Source organism: Paenibacillus physcomitrellae (genome assembly GCF_002240225.1).
Classification (GTDB): domain Bacteria; phylum Bacillota; class Bacilli; order Paenibacillales; family Paenibacillaceae; genus Fontibacillus; species Fontibacillus physcomitrellae.
Genome location: NZ_CP022584.1, coordinates 3,758,374 through 3,775,662 on the forward strand (window position 1 = coordinate 3,758,374; position 17,289 = coordinate 3,775,662).

At 52.3% G+C, this 17,289-nt stretch carries 13 protein-coding genes; 9 read left to right on the forward strand and 4 right to left on the reverse strand.

Annotated elements, in window-relative coordinates; genetic code table 11:
- The first annotated feature begins 393 nt into the window (after positions 1-393).
- The 9 genes from CBE73_RS16940 (at position 394) to CBE73_RS16980 (ending at position 12,819) form a co-directional block, all read left to right on the forward strand.
- Positions 394-1,359, forward strand: coding sequence for an ABC transporter permease (locus tag CBE73_RS16940; RefSeq protein WP_094095230.1), 966 nt, complete (start codon positions 394-396; stop codon positions 1,357-1,359).
- 19 nt (positions 1,360-1,378) lie between these two features.
- The gene (locus CBE73_RS16945) at positions 1,379-2,284 is read left to right on the forward strand and encodes a carbohydrate ABC transporter permease (protein WP_094095231.1); all 906 of its coding nucleotides are present in this window, start codon (positions 1,379-1,381) and stop codon (positions 2,282-2,284) included.
- Positions 2,285-2,321: 37 nt separating this feature from the next.
- Complete coding sequence (locus CBE73_RS16950; protein ID WP_094095232.1) at positions 2,322-3,959, forward strand: extracellular solute-binding protein; 1,638 nt, start codon at positions 2,322-2,324, stop codon at positions 3,957-3,959.
- 78 nt (positions 3,960-4,037) lie between these two features.
- Positions 4,038-5,312 carry an alpha-L-fucosidase gene (locus CBE73_RS16955; protein WP_094096373.1) on the forward strand — a complete coding sequence of 425 codons (1,275 nt, stop codon included), beginning with the start codon at positions 4,038-4,040 and terminating at the stop codon, positions 5,310-5,312.
- 280 nt (positions 5,313-5,592) lie between these two features.
- The gene (locus CBE73_RS16960) at positions 5,593-7,011 is read left to right on the forward strand and encodes an alpha-L-fucosidase (protein ID WP_094095233.1); all 1,419 of its coding nucleotides are present in this window, start codon (positions 5,593-5,595) and stop codon (positions 7,009-7,011) included.
- A gap of 17 nt (positions 7,012-7,028) precedes the next feature.
- Positions 7,029-8,069, forward strand: a complete 1,041-nt coding sequence (locus CBE73_RS16965) for a carbohydrate-binding family 9-like protein (protein WP_094095234.1) — start codon at positions 7,029-7,031, stop codon at positions 8,067-8,069.
- 9 nt (positions 8,070-8,078) lie between these two features.
- Entirely contained in the window at positions 8,079-10,706 is a 2,628-nt protein-coding gene (locus tag CBE73_RS16970) for a transglutaminase domain-containing protein (RefSeq protein ID WP_094096374.1), read from the forward strand.
- Positions 10,707-10,724: 18 nt separating this feature from the next.
- A complete protein-coding gene (locus CBE73_RS16975; protein WP_094095235.1) occupies positions 10,725-11,858 on the forward strand; it encodes a glycoside hydrolase family 18 protein in 1,134 nt (377 codons plus the stop codon).
- Positions 11,859-12,060: 202 nt separating this feature from the next.
- A complete protein-coding gene (locus CBE73_RS16980) occupies positions 12,061-12,819 on the forward strand; it encodes a hypothetical protein (protein ID WP_157739606.1) in 759 nt (252 codons plus the stop codon).
- A gap of 140 nt (positions 12,820-12,959) precedes the next feature.
- Here CBE73_RS16980 and CBE73_RS16985 read toward each other — a convergent pair whose 3' ends face one another.
- The 4 genes from CBE73_RS16985 to CBE73_RS17000 all read right to left on the reverse strand — a co-directional run bounded on the left by CBE73_RS16985 (position 12,960) and on the right by CBE73_RS17000 (position 17,289).
- Positions 12,960-13,568, reverse strand: a complete 609-nt coding sequence (locus CBE73_RS16985) for a superoxide dismutase (protein ID WP_094095237.1) — start codon at positions 13,566-13,568, stop codon at positions 12,960-12,962.
- A gap of 151 nt (positions 13,569-13,719) precedes the next feature.
- Positions 13,720-14,349 (reverse strand): helix-turn-helix transcriptional regulator, encoded by a 630-nt coding sequence (locus CBE73_RS16990; RefSeq protein ID WP_308420928.1) that lies wholly within the window; start codon positions 14,347-14,349, stop codon positions 13,720-13,722.
- Between the two features lie 5 nt (positions 14,350-14,354).
- A complete protein-coding gene (trhO, locus tag CBE73_RS16995; protein ID WP_174704759.1) occupies positions 14,355-15,269 on the reverse strand; it encodes an oxygen-dependent tRNA uridine(34) hydroxylase TrhO in 915 nt (304 codons plus the stop codon).
- Positions 15,270-15,483: 214 nt separating this feature from the next.
- Positions 15,484-17,289, reverse strand: a complete 1,806-nt coding sequence (locus tag CBE73_RS17000) for an LTA synthase family protein (RefSeq protein WP_229752593.1) — start codon at positions 17,287-17,289, stop codon at positions 15,484-15,486.

Sequence of the window (17,289 nt, forward strand, 5' to 3'; positions counted from 1 at the left end):
CAGTCACATAAACCCTACATAATCAAGCGCGTGTGATATTTAATGTATGCGATTACATTGAAATCTTAGCACAAAAAATACATGTTTAGCCAGACAGTCAGTTACTGAATAGGTAATATTTGATGACATGACAAACTGTCAAAAAGGCCTTTAGTCTGAGAGTTTCAGTCAAAACTACATATTTACGAAATGAATGCGTTTCTATAGACTTCGATTTACACCCGGTTAACGCAGGTTTAACATTCCCCCGCTGGAATTAGCGGGACGGAAATAATCCATGTTAGATAATTTAACAACAATGCCGGATGTTCCTGATCTGTATAAAATGGCTCCCGCCGGTCCAAGCCTGACGGCAGCGTTCATTTTATATCAAATGGTGAGAGGAGTAGTGGGATGGTGAAGGACAACGCACAAGTCGTACTGGATGCTCCGGTTATCCGGACTGAGAAGAGAAGAAGCAAAACCTGGCGGAACATCCTGCGCAACTGGCAGCTGTATGTGTTTATTGCCCCGGCGTTTCTGAGCATCGTCATTTTCAGTTATTTTCCAATGTACGGGATTCAAATCGCTTTCAAAAATTTTGTCCCCGTAGACGGTATTTGGGGCAGCCAGTGGGTCGGCTTCGATCACTTTATTCGTTTCTTTAATTCTTATTATTTCTGGGACCTGCTCTGGAATACGCTGAGCATCAGTCTTTACGGGCTGGCCGTAGGGTTCCCGCTGCCGATTATCCTGGCGCTTGCCTTTAATGAAGTGAAGGACGGCTTATTCAAACGGACGGTTCAGACGGTCACTTATGCCCCGCACTTTATTTCGATGGTCGTTATGGCGGGCATGATTATTACTTTCCTGTCTCCTTCCTCGGGGATGGTGGTTCACCTGATTGAAGCTTTTGGCTTTACAGCTCCGGATTTCCTTACCGATCCGAGATGGTTCAAGACGATGTATGTTCTATCGGATGTCTGGCAAAGTACAGGCTGGGGAACGATCATCTATTTGGCCGCATTGACGAGCGTTGATCCGGGCCTCCATGAAGCGGCAATCCTGGACGGGGCCACGCGGTTCCAGCGAATCCGTCATATCAATATCCCGGCTATTCTTCCGACGATTACAATCCTGATGATCCTGAATATGGGCGGCCTGCTCGGCGTGGGCTTTGAGAAAATTTTACTGCTGCAAAACCCGCTGAACATGGAGTCATCGGATGTCATTTCAACCTTCGTGTACCGTTCCGGTTTGCTGAATGCCCAATACAGCTTCTCGACGGCGGTGGGCTTGTTCAACTCGGTTGTTAACGCTATTCTGCTGATCCTGGTGAATCAGATTGTACGGCGCACCAGCGAGAACAGCTTATGGTAGAAGAAGGGAGTGGCCGCTCGTGATCAGTACAATTAAAGAAACCAAGCGTGACCGATTTTTCCTGACCTGCAATTATATCTTTCTGTTTATGGCTTTCGTGATTGTGGCATATCCCGTTCTCTATATTATCAGCGCTTCGATCAGTAATCCGAAGCTTGTCGCCTCGGGCGAAATGTGGCTGTGGCCCAAAGATATTACCTTTGAAGGTTATCAAAGGGTATTCCGGGATACCCAGATCTGGGTCGGCTATGGCAACACGATTCTGTATACCGTAGTAGGAACGCTTGTCAATCTGATCGTGACGATACCGGCCGCTTATGCGCTGGCTCGTAAAGATTTCGTTGGCCGCAATTTCTTTATGGCCGTGTTTATGGTCACGATGTTTTTTGGCGGGGGACTGGTGCCGACCTACCTGCTCATTAAGAATTTAGGACTCGTCAACAGCATGTGGGCATTAATCCTGCCGGGGGCAACCTCGATCTGGAATCTGATCGTCTGCCGGACCTTCTTCCAGAGCGCGATTCCGAAGGAGATGCAGGAGGCGGCAGAGATTGACGGCTGCAGTAACTTCCGTTTGTTCTTTCGGATTGTCCTGCCTTTATCGAGCTCGATTATTGCGGTTATGGCCTTGTTCTTTGGGGTGGGACACTGGAACAACTATTTCTCGGCGATGATCTATTTGAATGACCACGGCAAATATCCGCTGCAGCTCGTCTTGCGTCAAATCCTTGTCCTGCAGGAGATGTCCGCGGAATCGGGGGCCTTGAACTCCTCTACGGCATCTGCGCTCAACAATAAAGCGGAAGTGGCGGCGCTCGTCAAATATGCCGTGATCATCGTTTCGACCCTGCCGGTTATCATCATCTATCCGTTCCTGCAGCGGTATTTCGTGCAAGGTGTCATGATTGGCTCCGTTAAGGGCTGATTTTGCCATATAAAACAAATAAATAGGAGGTACATTTATGCAAAAGCTGCAACAAAAAGGGGCTCTCGTACTAAGTCTCATCCTGCTGGTCTCCCTGCTGTCCGCATGCGGTTCGTCGAACAAGACGGCTAATAACGGCGGCACCGGCAACAGCGCCAACAGCGGCGGTACAGGTTCATCGAACACCGCAAGCGAGGTTAAGAAAGACGGTTTTCCGATTGTTGATACGCCTATCACATTGACAATGATGGCTCCTGACGCGGGTATGGCTGATTGGAATACCATGCCGGTCATCCAGGAAATGGAGAAGCTGTCCAACATCAAGGTTGAGTTCCAGACCGCTCCGATTGACAGCTTTGCTACTAAAAAGAACCTCGTATTTGCCAGCGGCGATTTGCCGGATATGTTTTATGCCGCCGATCTTACCCCTGCCGAGCAGGTGACGTATGGCAGCCAAGGCGTGCTGATCCCGCTGGAGGATCTGATCGACAACTATGCGCCTAACCTGAAGAAAATCCTTGATGAGAATCCAAACATCCGAAAGAATATTACGACCACCGACGGGCATATCTATGCGTTGCCTTACATTGACACCGCCGCAGTTTGGTACCGCAGCCCGATGTGGTATAACGGCAAGTTCCTGAAAGCTCTTGGCGTAACTGAACTGCCGAAAACGACGGAAGAGCTGTACACACTCCTGAAACGCACCAAAGAAGAAGATCCGAACGGCAACGGCAAAGCAGACGAAATTCCGCTGACCTCCGTCAAACTCGACGATCTGCGCATGTATTTCTTTGGCTTCTGGGGCATGTATGATACGGAGATTTATGCGGATAAAGACGGCAAAGTGCACTATTCCCCGCAAGAGGAAGGTTATAAGGGATATCTGACGTTCATGAATCGTTTGTGGAACGAGAATCTGCTGGATCATGAAACCTTCTCTCAAACCGACGACCAGAAGACAGCCAAAGGCAAAAACAACCAGGTGCTGCTGTTCAACAACTACTTCCCTTATTTCACTCTCGGCGGTGAACCAAGTTCGGATAACCCGATGATGACGCCGGTCAGCAGTGAAATTGCCGGAACGCCGGTCTATGGTCTGCATCCGGGCATGTCGGCAAACGGAACCTTTGCGATCACGAAGAGCAACCCGAATCCGGAAGCAACGATGCGCTGGATCGATTACCAATACAGCTATGAAGGCGCAACGCTGTGGACGCAAGGACCGGAAGACACGCTTTGGAAATATAAAGACGAAGCTACTCATGAGAAAGAATGGCTGCCTGTGCCGGGCGGCGGCGACCGCGAGGAATACCGCGGCACAATCACGCCGAACTACGGCATTCTGACGCCGGGCGTTAACCTGCCAGAGATGACGAATGGTCTCAGAACCGATTTTGACGACTGGATCAACAAGGAAAACCAGGAAAAACTCGTGCCGATCGGCAAGGTTCCGTTCCCGAACGTTTACCTGACGAACGACGAGCAAACCGAGGTTTCCGCACTACTGTCTGACCTGGAAACCTATGTGACACAGATGGAAGCGAAGTTTGTGACCGGTCAGGAGCCGCTGTCCAACTGGGATAAATATGTAAGCCAGCTGCAGAAAATGGGCAGCGACCGGGTTCGCGAGGTGTACCAGGCGGCTTATGACCGTTGGAACAGCAATCAGTAAGCCGAATAACAAAATTGAAATTGGAAGGAGGGGGGATATCCCCCCTTTTTCTTTAGAGAGGTGAACAAAGTGAACAGTATGAACGAAAGATGGAGCCGTACGGCAGCGTTTCGCCACGACCGCTTCGGCATGTTTATTCATTGGGGGTTATACGCTATCCCTGCGCGGGGAGAGTGGGTCAGAAGCCATGAGCAGATCAGCAACGAGCAGTATCAGCCTTATTTTGAAGAATTTAATCCCGTCCGTTATAACCCGAAGGAATGGGCGAAGGCGGCCAAAGCGGCCGGCCAGAAATACGCAATCCTGACTACCAAACATCACGACGGCTTCTGCCTGTTCGACAGTCAGCTGACCGACTACAAAGCGACAAACACGCCTGCCGGACGCGATCTGGTGCGGGAGTTCGTGGAGGCGTTCCGGGCTGAGGGCATCGGCATCGGTTTCTATTATTCGCTGATCGACTGGCATCATGAGGACTATCCCGCATACGGCGACCGGATTCACCCGATGCGCAGCAATGAGGCTTTCAGGGATAAAGACCACCAGTTCGAACGTTATCTCGAATACATGCACGGTCAAGTTCGTGAACTGCTGACCGGCTACGGGAAAATAGACATCATGTGGTTTGACTTCTCTTATGATGAGATGACGGGGGAAAAGTGGAAAGCTTCGGAGCTGGTGCAAATGATCCGCAGTCTTCAGCCGGACATCTTGATCGATAACCGGCTCGGTGGTCATATCAAAGCCGCGGAGCCCGAAATTTACGCCGGCGATTTCTATTCGCCGGAGCAAATCGTTCCGCCCGGCGGCGTGGTGAACGAACTCGGGGAACCGCTTCCTTGGGAGGCTTGCATCACCCTTAACGATAACTGGGGATATCATGCCGGCGACCTTCATACCAAGTCGGCCAGACAGGTCGTGCGTGCGCTGGTCGAATGCGTGAGCAAAAACGGTAACCTTCTGCTCAACGTTGGTCCCGACGCCAAAGGTGAGATTCCCGAATCCTCGCTTCAAGTGCTGGACAAAGTCGGCCGCTGGATGAAGCGCAGCGGCGACAGCATTTACGGCTGCTCCGCCGCCGATCTGCCCAAGCCGGAGTGGGGCAGGTATACACAGCGGGGCAGCCGGCTGTACGCCCATGTCTTTGACCGCGGCATCGGTCCGATCTATTTTGCAGGTCTCAAGGACCGGATCAAACGGGCGCGCCTGCTGGCCGACGGCTCAGAGCTCCAGGTGAGCGTCCCATGGATGGCGGAGCAGTATTCGGATATAGAAGGCGGCGCCTTCATCCACCTGCCCGGCGCGGAGTCGGATGAGGATATCGATACGGTGATCGAGCTGGAGCTTGAATAGGCTAAAAAAGGCTTTATAAGAATGGCTAAAGAAATGTTGGCAAGGGAGTAAAAGAATTCCGAAGAAACGGCAGTGGTCGCCTTTGTGATAGGTTTTCTACCTTTAAGAATAATTCGAGAAATCCGGGAACAACAGCGATCGGAGGAAACTTTTAAGTACTTGCCCTTACATGAATTCTAAAAATTTCCGGATACAACAGCGGCCGCAAGAACATTCGACATCGGAGCGGAGGGGTACGAGCAAACGCTGCTCTATAATCATTTTTTCTAGGAGGAAAATCATGAGCGATCTGAAAACGACGGAATCTGAAACAGCCGTGCAGGAGGAGACCTTGCTTCCAGAGGAACCGGTGGTTGAGGAAGGCGTACACAACTACAGCAGCGAACGTGACTGGGTTAAACCTGAAGACCCGGTTCTGCTCGAGCGACTGGAATGGTTCCAGGACCAGAAGCTTGGCCTGATGATGCACTGGGGGCCATACTCCCAGCTCGGACTGGTCGAGTCCTGGGCGCTAAGCGACGGTGACGCGGACTGGGCCAGACATGACGTAGACTGGGGCGTGGACGGCGAAGAGCTGAAACGCGAATATTTTGCGTTGAACAAAACGTTTAATCCGATTCGCTTCCAGCCCGAGCAATGGGCGGAGCTGGCGGCCGACAGCGGTTTTAAATATTTGACCTTTACGACCAAACACCATGACGGGTTCTGCATGTGGGATACCCATACGACCGACTACCGGATTACGGGGCCGGAGTGCCCGTTCCATACTCATAAATATGCGGACATCTGCAAGCAGCTGTTTGATGCCTTCCGGGCCAAAGGCTTGGCGATTTCGGCGTATTTCTCCAAGGCGGATTGGCACACGCCTTATTACTGGGCGCCGGGCATGGAAAGAGGCAGCCACATGTGGCGCGGCCCTTCTTACGATCCCAAGGAGTATCCGTGGCTGTGGGAGCAGTTCGTCCAGTTTACGCATGATCAAATTATGGAGCTGATGACCCGTTACGGGCGGATCGACATGCTTTGGCTGGATGCGGGCTGGGTCAACGCCCGCCGGGATCAGGACATTCGCCTTGGCGAAGTCGTGGGGAAAGCAAGGGAGATTCAACCCTGGCTGCTGACGGCTGACCGGACCGTAGGCGGTCCTTACGAAAACCTGATTACGCCGGAGCAAACCCTGCCGGAGCGCCCGATGAACGTACCTTGGGAAAGCTGCATCACACTTGGAACTTCGTTCTCCTTCGGCTTCGAGGATAAATACAAAACGCCGCGCCAGCTGGTGCACCTCCTGGTCGAAATCGTGGCTAAGGGCGGCAATCTTGCGCTTAACGTTGGCCCGCAGCCGGATGGCCGTCTGCCGAAGGGGGCCATTGCCGGCATGAAAGGGCTGGGAGCCTGGTTGAAGGTGAACGGGGAAGCGATCTACGGGACGCGGGTCTGCGAACCTTTTTCGGCTGGGGATATTCGTTTTACTCGCAAGGGAGACACGGTTTATGCCATTAACCTTTATGCGGATGAACAATCGGGGGTCCCGGATAAGCTGCTGATCCCTCTGCAAACAGACGTGGAGCGCATCGATTTGATCGGTGGACCGGAACAGCTGGCCTTTACCCGAACGGCGGAAGGGATCGAGCTCGAGCTTCCGGAAGGTCTCCTTAATAATGAGACTCCAATCGCGCATGTATTCCGGATTCGTTAAGAGGGAGGGGAGAACAAGTGAATTTAAGCGGAGTACCGGAGCCCAATCTGACTTATGGGCCCAAGCACTACATCTGCCGCCGAGCGTCCGGCAAGCTTGTGCCGGATGGCCGGCTGGATAAGCCGTTTTGGGCGGGAGCCGAATGGACGGAGGATTTCGTTGACATTGAAGGAGACCAACAGCCCAAACCTGCCAAACGGACGCGGGTAAAAATGCTATGGGACGACGATTATTTTTATTTCGGCGCGGAGCTGATGGAGGATCAAATCTGGGCGACGCTGACGGAGCGGGATTCGGTTATATTTTACGATAACGACTTTGAAATCTTCATCGATCCCGACGGCGACACGCACCAGTATTACGAATTTGAAGTTAACGCGCTGAACACGGTGTGGGATCTGCTTCTCATCAAACCTTACCGGGACGGTGGACCGCCGGTCAACGGATGGGATATTCAAGGCTTGCAGACAGCGGTCTACATCGACGGGGAACTCAACAAGCCGGGGGCGGCGAACCGTATGTGGAGCGTGGAGGTCGCTATGCCCTGGTCCGCTTTGAAGGAGTGCGCAGCGGAGGGGAAGCCGCCTGAGGCGGGACAGTTCTGGCGAGTTAACTTCTCGCGGGTGGAGTGGGGGACGGAGGTCAAGAATGGCCGATACGTCAAAGCTATGAATCCGGAAACCGGTAAACCCTACCCGGAGGATAACTGGGTCTGGTCGCCGCAAGGCCTTATCAACATGCATTATCCGGAGCTGTGGGGGTATGTGGTTTTTGCGAACGGTCAGGAGGGCAAGGGGGACGAAGCCTTTGAAATTCCCCAGGACGAATACATCAAATGGAAGCTGAGACGGCTGTATTACCGACAGCGGAACCATTTTGCGGAGAATGGAGCTTTCTCGGAAGATTTGGCCGTGCTGGCCGGAGATTTCCTGGAGGACGTGCGGCAAATACGGCCGCGTATCGAAACGACAACCCGGACGTTCCTGATTTCCGCGCCTTCGGCGGATGGAACCGGCACTTTTTATATCCGTGAAGACGGAAAATGGTGGAGGGAGTGAGTGAAACCCATGGAGCTGAAAACCCCGGTGTTTTCGCTGAGTGAGCAGGAGCTGCTGAACATGGAGCAGCGGTTTAAGGAGAAGCTGGAGATCGGTGCCGCACGCCGGCAGGAGCTGTTCGGCGTATTCGACGAGCCCCTGACGGCAGAGGAGCGGTTTGCGCTGCAATTCTTGTATGCTTACATGCCGTTAAACGATATGGCGGACTACAGCGGGGAATTGTTCCTTTCGCATGTCCGGCAGGCGCTGGCAACCCGCAGAGAGTCCGAATGGGGCAGCAGGATACCGGATTCCGTTTTTCTGCATTTTGTGCTGCCTTACCGCGTGAACAACGAGAACATTGAGGACTATCGCGGTGTGATTTATAGCGAGCTGGGTCCCCGGGTTCAAGGTTTGACCATGGAGGAAGCGATTCTGGAGGCCAACTACTGGTGCCATGAAAAAGCGACCTACATCGGCAGCGACCTCCGGACACTTTCGCCGCTGGGCCTGATCCGCAGCGCCAGAGGGCGCTGCGGGGAGGAGTCCACGCTTTGCGTGTCCGCGCTGCGCAGCATCGGGATTCCGGCGCGCCAGTGCTACACGCCGCGCTGGGCGCACTGCGATGACAATCACGCCTGGGTCGAAGCCTGGGCGGATGGGCAGTGGCATTATATCGGCGCTTGCGAGCCGGAAGCGCGGCTGGATCAAGGCTGGTTCAGCGGCCCGGCGCGGAGGGCGATGCTGGTGCATTCCCGTGTGCCCGCGCAATATGCCGGGCCGGAGGACATCACGTATGCCGACAAGTGGCATACGGAAATCAACCTGCTGGACAACTACGCGCCTGCCCGCACGATCACGGTCAGCGTCAGGGACAGCGGCGGAGCGGCGGTGTCCGGCGCGACTGTTCAATTCTTGCTGTACAACTATGCTGAGCTGTTTCCACTGGCGCAGCTGGTGACGGACGCGCAGGGCGAGGTGAGCTTCAAGACAGGGTATGGGGAGCTCATGGTCCGGGCCGTTTATGAAGAGCAGTGGGGGCAATGCAAAATTACCGTCCCGGAGGCCGAACGACTGGAGATCGTGCTGAGTCAAACCGGACAACCGCAGGCCGCCGAAGATTTTATTATGGTACCGCCGCCGGAAATTCCGGATCCCGAGCTTGCTCCCCTTACGGAGGAAGCGTTGGAGCGCCATGCCGCCCGGGTTGCGGAAGGAACTGCCATACGTGCGGCTTATGAAGCCTCTTTTATGAACGAAACGGAAGCGGAAGAATTGGCGCGCGGGCTTAAGCTGCCTGAAGACCGCGTGTGGGCCGTATTGGAGAAAGCGCGCGGCAATTCGCATGACATCGCTGCTTTCCTTAAGGAGCAGTCGCCCAAACATGGCGAATGGGCGCTTAAACTGCTGGAAGTGCTGAATGACAAGGATTTGATCGACACTGCCAGAGAAGTGCTGGTGGACCATCTGGAAGGAGCTCTGCCGCTGCTCGGCGAGCAGGAAGATGAAATCTTCAGCCGGTATATTTTGCGGCCAAGGGTTTATTTTGAAATGTTCACGCCTTACCGCAAGGCCATCCAATCTGCCTTTACGGCAGAGGAAGCGGCAGAGTTCCGCAGAGATCCTTCCCGTTTGGTAGAGTTCTTCAATCAGGAATGGGAGATTCGGGACGACCTGACCCATCTGCGCGGGAAAGCCGCGCCAGGCGGCACCTTCGCCTTGAAGAAAGGCGACTCCGTTTCCATCGATCTTTGTTTTGTAGCGGTCTGCCGCAGTCTGGGCATCCCGGCAAGGCTGCATCCCAGCGAGCTGTACCCTCAGTTTAAGGATGAAAGCGGCTGGCAGGCCGCCGAATTTGAAGGTCATCCACGGACGATAGCCAGCTCCAAGCAGGAAACCCGCGAGACCGGCACACTTCGTCTGGTAAGCGAGTCAGAGTCCGGCACGGAGGCCTCCTACAATGAGAACTTTACGTTGGCCAGACTGGAGAACGGAATCTATAAAACCTTGATTTACCCGCACGCCAAAAAAGACTTCGCCGAGCCGCTGGAGGTTGAAGCCGGCGAATACCGGCTTACAACAGGCATCCGGCTTAAGGAAGGCACGGTCTACGGCCGGCTGGCCTATTTTGAGGTGCAGCCTGGTAAGGAAATCACGGTGCCGATTACCTTCCACCAGCCGGAGCAGGCCATTCCGGTGCTGGGACAGGTCGATCCGGCAGCCGTATTTACGGCCGGTAATGAAGGGGCCGGCACAATCCGGCTTGGAGAGCGGGCCGCGGACAAAGGCGCCGTGGTCGCCTTTCTGGATCCATCCCGCGAGCCGTCCAAACATCTGCTGCGGGAATCGGCCGAGCTGGCGGAGGCATTTGATGCGGCCGGCGCTCCGCTTCTGCTCGTAACGGGTGGCGCGGATAAGGCGGCGTTAGCGGAGCTGCAGGCCGCCCATCCGGGGCTTCCTTCCATCGCTGGCTTCGTGCTGGACCCGGCGGACGAAAGCCTGCAGGCTTTTGCCAAGGCAGTTCCACTCGGCGGGTCGGGATACCCTTATTTGTACGTGCTGGATCGCGAGTGCCGCATCCGGTATCAGGAATCGGGATACAAACCCGGCAGCGGCAAAGAAGCGCTTGGCATTCTGACAGGCATTCAATCTAATTAAGGGAAGGTGATCCTAAGCATGGAGCCTGCATCATTTGATCAGCCGGAACAGAAAGAGTCATTCAGACAGCCGGAATTGGCCAAAAGGGAAACGGCACAACCTAAACCTTACCGGGTAGTCGGTTATGTCGGGGACCGCGATTTGCCGGGATTAAGCCGGGAAGATGCCATGAAGCTGACCCATTTAAATATCGCGTTTGGCCATGTCAACAACGATGAAATCCAGACCGGGCATCTGATCAGCCTGGAGCTGCTGCCTGGAATCAAACGGATGAACCCGGGCCTTACCGTCCTGCTGTCCGTCGGCGGTTGGAGCGCAGGCGGGTTCTCCGAAGCCGCCTCAACGCCGGAAGGCCGGCTGCGGATGGCCGCATCCGCCGTCAAAGTCGTGACAGATTACGCCATCGACGGGATTGACCTGGACTGGGAATATCCCTGCTATTCGGAAGCAGGGATTGCATCCAGTCCGGCGGACAAAACCAACTTCACGCTGCTGCTTGCCGCCATCCGCGAAGCTTTGGACGCGGCAGGCGCCAAAGACGGCCGCCATTACCTGCTTACGATCGCGGCCGGTGCCGACCAATATTACCTCGACGGCACCGAAATGGACCAGGCGCAGCAGTACCTGGATTATGTGCAGCTGATGACCTACGACATGCGCGGCGGCTTCCAGACGTTAACCGGGCATCATACCAATCTGTATACGGGAACGGGGGATTTGTTCCGGATTAGCGCGCACGCTTCGGCGCAAATGTTCATCCGGGCCGGAGTACCGAAGGAGAAGCTGCTGCTGGGTGCGGCTTTTTATTCCCGCATGTGGAAGGAGGTCCCGAACCACAATCAGGGCCTCTACCAGATGACCGCCGGCTCCGGCGGGTACGGGCCTGATTACGGCGAGCTTGCCGCCAAATATCTGAACAAAAACGGCTACAAACGATATTGGGACGACGAAGCTAAAGCGCCTTATCTATTTGACGGCAGCACGTTTATTACTTATGATGATGAGCAGTCGATCGCCTGCAAATGCCAATTTATCAAAGAGCAGGGGCTGGGCGGAATCATGTTCTGGGAATACAAATGTGATCCGGACCGTGTCCTTTTGAATGCGATTGACCGGGCCTTTGCGCAGGAGAAGCTTTCGTCCTCCCATTAACAGCTGCTAAAGCGGAGTGAACTCTCTGAAACAGCTATCAAAAAAGTTACTACTAAAAAAGGCAAAAGGCGCCGGTCTCAGTGACAGGTGCCTTTTTGTCGTCTATTTATTTTTTGTAATTAATTGTTATTTTTATGTAAATAAGCTTTTGATTGGTTCTGTTACTATAATCCATATACGAACGGAAAGGGAGCTTATCAAATTGAAAAAGGGAATAGGATTAGGCGCATTGTTATTGTCTGCTGTTTTAGTGATTTCTGGATGCGCTTCGGATAAACCGGCGAGCGGCTTGCTAGATGTTGAACAGTCCTCTGCTGCCGTCACGGAACAAAATGAACCGGAAGATCATTCCAAGCTGCTCAGCGCTTCTGAAGATAAGGAAGTAAAGCTCTATGAAACAGCAGATGGAGTCATTGTCGACGTTAATGGTAGACAAAAGGATTTTCATTGGGAAATGATACATGGAACTTATGACCCGCTGGTGTACCATGTCGATCTTACAGGAGACGGTAAAGAAGAAGCGGTTATCATTCTTATTACTGGACAGGGGACTGAATTAGATACTAATGAAGCTCATGTATTAAACGTAGATGACCTTTCGGAGATCAAGATACAGAAGGCGGAGGAAATAGCCGCAGAGATAGAAACGGAAGTGAGGAAAAAGAACGATGAGCTGCAAATTAGCGTTAAAGCTCAAGGTAAAGAATACAAATTCAGCAAAAAAATTAGTGAGCTTCCACTAGCGCATGAGCCGGACGATAAATTCAAAAATAAGCTTTACTTTGGGAGCGTGATTTTAAATAGTATAAAGGAGCAGAAGCTGACGGTAGAGTTAGCCGGCGGGCTGCAGTCAAAGTCGATGATTCCTGATTTGATCTGCACGGTCCACGTCACTTATAAGTATGATAAATCCCAAAATGAGTTCACTGCAGATCATATCGAAGTTATTCCTGATATATAACCGAATGTATAAATCCTAAATATATAAAAACACCCCCAAGAATTTGCCTGGAACAGCCCATTGGGCTGCCAGCTAATTCTCAGGGGCATTTCGTGTTCTCAAAGAAGAAGGGTTGCTTCTTCTTGCAAGTCTCCGCGATCTTACTTCGCAGCGTTGTAACGTTTCTCAACTTCGTCCCAGTTGATTACGTTCCAGAAAGCAGCGATGTAGTCAGGGCGTTTGTTTTGGTAGTTCAGGTAGTAAGCATGCTCCCAAACGTCCAGGCCAAGGATCGGCGTAGCGCCTTCCATGATCGGGCTGTCTTGGTTAGGTGTGCTGGAAACAACCAGTTTGCCGTCTTTCACGGACAACCATGCCCAGCCGCTGCCGAAGCGTGTAGTAGCTGCTTTAGCGAAGTCTTCTTTGAATTTCTCGAAGCCGCCAAGCTCGCTTTCGATCGCTGCAGCCACGTTGCCTTTAGGAGCGCCGCCGCCGTTTGGTCCGATAACTTCCCAGAACAGGGAGTGGTTAGCGTGGCCGCCGCCGTTGTTGCGGACTGCTGTGCGGATGCTTTCTGGAACAGCGTCCAGGTTAGCGATCAGCTCTTCAACGGATTTGCTTTGCAGCTCAGGAGCGCTTTCCAAAGCAGCGTTCAGGTTTGTCACATATGTATTATGGTGACGGTCGTGGTGGATGTTCATTGTAGTTTCGTCGATATGCGGTTCCAGAGCGTTAGCTGGGTAAGGCAATGCTGGCAATTGATGAGCCATTATAAATTCCTCCTCAAAGTGGGTATAAACTTGCTTACAACTGACATTGTAAAAAACTTTTCCAACTTAGTCAACAACTATGTATCATAAGTTAGCTTGGAAAATAAACACGAAGAAGCAAACTCCGACCCGGTGGAACCGGAATTTGCGCTTAATCGCTCTTTTTCTGAGAAATGACATAAGTACAGCAGCTTCCGCCTTTGGCCAGACATTCGGTCCGCTGAACGTCCGTGCCCAGCAGAGACTGGAACAAATCCAGCTCGCAGCTGCAGGCCTGGTTATAGACATTGGCCACTTGGAAGATCGGGCAATTGTACTCTTTCAGCACAAATTGTCCGTTATCCAGCTCCTCGCATTCGGCCATATAGCCGCCTTCATTTTGCATATCTGCCAGCAGGCGGACTTTACCCCGGAGATCCTCGCCGGACATCTTCGGTTCATAATTCCGCATCAGCTTCAGCTTCCGGCGTTCAAACAGCCGGCTAACCATATCTTCACCGGCTTCTTCAGCAAGCTCGCCAAGCAGGTCCAGAGCGACCTTATGATAGGTTTTGGGAAATAGGCCGTCGGCATGTTCAGTCAGCGCGTAGACAGACGTAGGCCTGCCCATCGTTTGACGCTGCAAGCGAGGTTCGATCAGTTCGTCCCTCTCAAGCGTTCCCAAATGGCGGCGGACCGCCATTTCGGTAATGCCGAGCTCGGCCGCCATTTCCTTGGCCGTTAACGGTCCGCGGGTTTTAAGCAGATGGAGCAGGTATTCCCTTGTCGGCATTTCTTTCATTTTGTTCAAAGAGAAACCTCCGTCTTCTCATAAATGTAGTTGGCAGGCGCGTTCTCGCGGCATTCGGAAGAACAGAAGCGGTGATGAGTATCCTCGCATTCCTCGCAGCACACATGCTGCAAATTGCAGGTCGGGCAGTTGATGTAGCGGTCATGCGTTTTGCCGCAGTGATAGCATTTTGCAATCACAACATCTTCTTCGGTGTGGTTGATCGGCACAGAGATGCGCTCGTCGAACACGTAGCATTTTCCGTCAAACAGCCGTCCTTGAACTTCCGGATCTTTGCTGTAGGTTACGATTCCGCCCTCAAGCTGGTTCACATCCTGGAAGCCTTCATCGATCAGAAAGCCGGTCAATTTCTCACAGCGGATACCGCCGGTGCAGTAAGTCAGTACTTTCTTGTCCTTGAATTGCTCCATGTTGGCACGGATCCATTCCGGAAACTCCCGGAAGGACTCGACATCAGGACGAATAGCGCCGCGGAAATGGCCGATTTCATATTCATAATCATTACGTCCGTCAATGACTACGACGTCTTCCTGCTGCAGCTGCTCATAAAATTCAACAGGCGAAAGGCGTTTGCCAAATTTCGTATTCGGATCAAGCGGCTTCTCATACCGGAAGGTAACGAGCTCCTGCTTGTGGCGGACGAACATTTTTTTGAAGGTGTGGCCTTCGACCTCGTCGATCTTAAATACGATATCTGCAAACAGGGGATTGCTGCGCAGGTCCTTCATATATTGTTCGGTCTGCTCCCAAGTGCCGGACACAGTCCCGTTAATGCCTTCAGAGGCAATCAAAATACGGCCTTTCAGGCCCATATCCTTGCAATATTGCAGATGTTCGGCTGTAAAAGCCGCCGGATCTTCAATGTGAACGAATTTATAATACAACAACACGCGGTAAGCTTGGTTATTCAAAATGGTTTAGCTCCTTGTTCTTGAAGTGATAATGATCGATTTTAAGGCAATAAAAATAGATAGTCAACATATAAGTATAGAAAGTCTTAAATTGGCATCGCAACCAGCATACATGTCCGTGTAAAAAAAGAAACGCCCGAACGGTCGCTTCTCGCGGCTTCGGGCGTTAACCATTTTGATTCAAGATAGCAATAAAGTGATATTCAGATTCAGACTATTTATCAGTCCGGTCTGGCAGCTGTTTCACATAGCTGTCCGAAAGCTGAAGCAGCTTCAGCGCCCGGTTGTATTCATCTTCAGTCGTCAAGGCCTGACTGACCCCGTCTTCTGCCAGAGGCATCTGCTCGCCGTCGTTGTACCAAACGCCAGGCATAAACAGCGCCTTATCGTTCAGGAACGAGCCGGAAGGCAGATAATAGCGTTCAGGCAGCAGGTTATAAGTCTGGTTCAGGATATCCTGGCCGAAATGGATGTGGTTATCAAGCGGAATGCCAAGCAGGTTGGCAGCCGTAGGCAAAATGTCCACCTCGCCGCCGACATGGTCGATGACCTGAGGTTCTACATCCGGTACCGAGACGATGAAAGGAATGTTGATCATATCGATATTGCCGTAATCATGGCCGTAGATTTCCTTCATCAGATCCATCTCTTTGCTGCTCAGAGAGTATTTCGGCAGGCCCTGGTGGTCGCCATACAGCATGATTACGCTGTTGTCCCAGATGCCGGAATCCTTCAGCCCCTGGATGAATTGGCCCAAAGCCCAGTCCGCATAGTTCTGCGCGCGGAGGTAATCGCCGACCATCGTGTCCTGATAACGCTCCGGCAGCTGGATTTTGTCCAGCTCATGCGGAATGGTAAAAGGATGGTGCGCAGTCATCGAAATAACCTGGGAATAAAAAGGTTTGTCAGCCGCGTCCATTTTCTGGAGCTCCGGCAAAGTCTTTTTATACAACACTTCATCTACAGGTCCGAAGAACACGGAATCTTCCGTGCCATAAAACTTCTGGTCATAATACCGGTTCCAGCCCAAAGCCTTGTACAGCTCGCCGCGGTTCCAGAATTCCACGATATTGGTGTGGAAAGTGGCGGTATCATAGTTGTTCTGCTGAAGCAGCTTCGGCAAGCTAGGAAGCTGTTTGTCCGGATAGTTCTGCGTAGCCGCTTCGTTCGGCGGAATGTAGAACGAAGTGTTGACTACAAATTCCGCATCCGAAGTGTTGCCTTGGCCGACCATCTGATAAAAATGCGGGAAATACAAGCTTTCGCTGACAAGCTTATTCAGGTTAGGCGTAATTTCCTGTCCGTCAATCTTCAGGTTGACCAGGAAATTTTGCAGGGACTCCATCTGAATGATAATCAGATTTTTGCCTTTGGCCTGACCAAAGTAAACAGGATTTTCCAGTCCGGTAGTCCCTTTCAATTTATCAATCGTGTCCTGGGTGATCTGATTAGGGTCCACCAGCTTTTCTTTCTGGGAAGCTAATACGGTGTAAGCCTCATAATTCAGAATGCCCATGGCTTCGGCCTTCTTGATCTCATTCATGCTGGCCCGGTTCGGCCAGGTATTGAGCAGGCAGACGGCGAGGGCAAACACGAAGACGGTGGAAACCAGACCTCTGCTTGTGCGGCGCGGCATTTGGAACATGATCGGCTGCCGCTTGCTGCGTCTTGCCCTCCGGATCAGGTAGAAGCCGATGATCACGATATCTATAAAGATTAACAAATAGTAAGGATCAAGCAGGGAAAAGACGCTGTTGCTTACGGCAGTAACCTGATTGACCTGCTGCAGGGCGTGGTACGTGACGATAACCCCGTAATATTTGTAATACATGATAACGGCAAAGAAAAGTCCGGTCAGTAATAAATTTACGATAAGGTAATATAAGGTTTTGCGTTTGGAGGCAAAGTATTCTACGAGACAGAATGCGATCCAGACGAACGGAACCTCTTTCAGAATTGGCGATAACGGAGGAATCCCGTCAAAAACAGCCATCCATGCTAAATAGCTCTTCACGATCAT

Excerpts from the sequence above, each read along its gene's own strand:
- CBE73_RS16940 (WP_094095230.1), top strand. The coding sequence starts at position 394 with ATGGTGAAGGACAACGCACAAGTCGTACTGGATGCTCCGGTTATCCGG.
- CBE73_RS16950 (WP_094095232.1), top strand. The coding sequence starts at position 2,322 with ATGCAAAAGCTGCAACAAAAAGGGGCTCTCGTACTAAGTCTCATCCTG.
- CBE73_RS16955 (WP_094096373.1), top strand. The coding sequence starts at position 4,038 with ATGAACGAAAGATGGAGCCGTACGGCAGCGTTTCGCCACGACCGCTTC.
- CBE73_RS16960 (WP_094095233.1), top strand. The coding sequence starts at position 5,593 with ATGAGCGATCTGAAAACGACGGAATCTGAAACAGCCGTGCAGGAGGAG.
- CBE73_RS16970 (WP_094096374.1), top strand. The coding sequence starts at position 8,079 with ATGGAGCTGAAAACCCCGGTGTTTTCGCTGAGTGAGCAGGAGCTGCTG.
- CBE73_RS16975 (WP_094095235.1), top strand. The coding sequence starts at position 10,725 with ATGGAGCCTGCATCATTTGATCAGCCGGAACAGAAAGAGTCATTCAGA.
- CBE73_RS16985 (WP_094095237.1), bottom strand. The coding sequence starts at position 13,568 with ATGGCTCATCAATTGCCAGCATTGCCTTACCCAGCTAACGCTCTGGAA.
- CBE73_RS16990 (WP_308420928.1), bottom strand. The coding sequence starts at position 14,349 with ATGAAAGAAATGCCGACAAGGGAATACCTGCTCCATCTGCTTAAAACC.
- CBE73_RS17000 (WP_229752593.1), bottom strand. The coding sequence starts at position 17,289 with ATGATCGTGAAGAGCTATTTAGCATGGATGGCTGTTTTTGACGGGATT.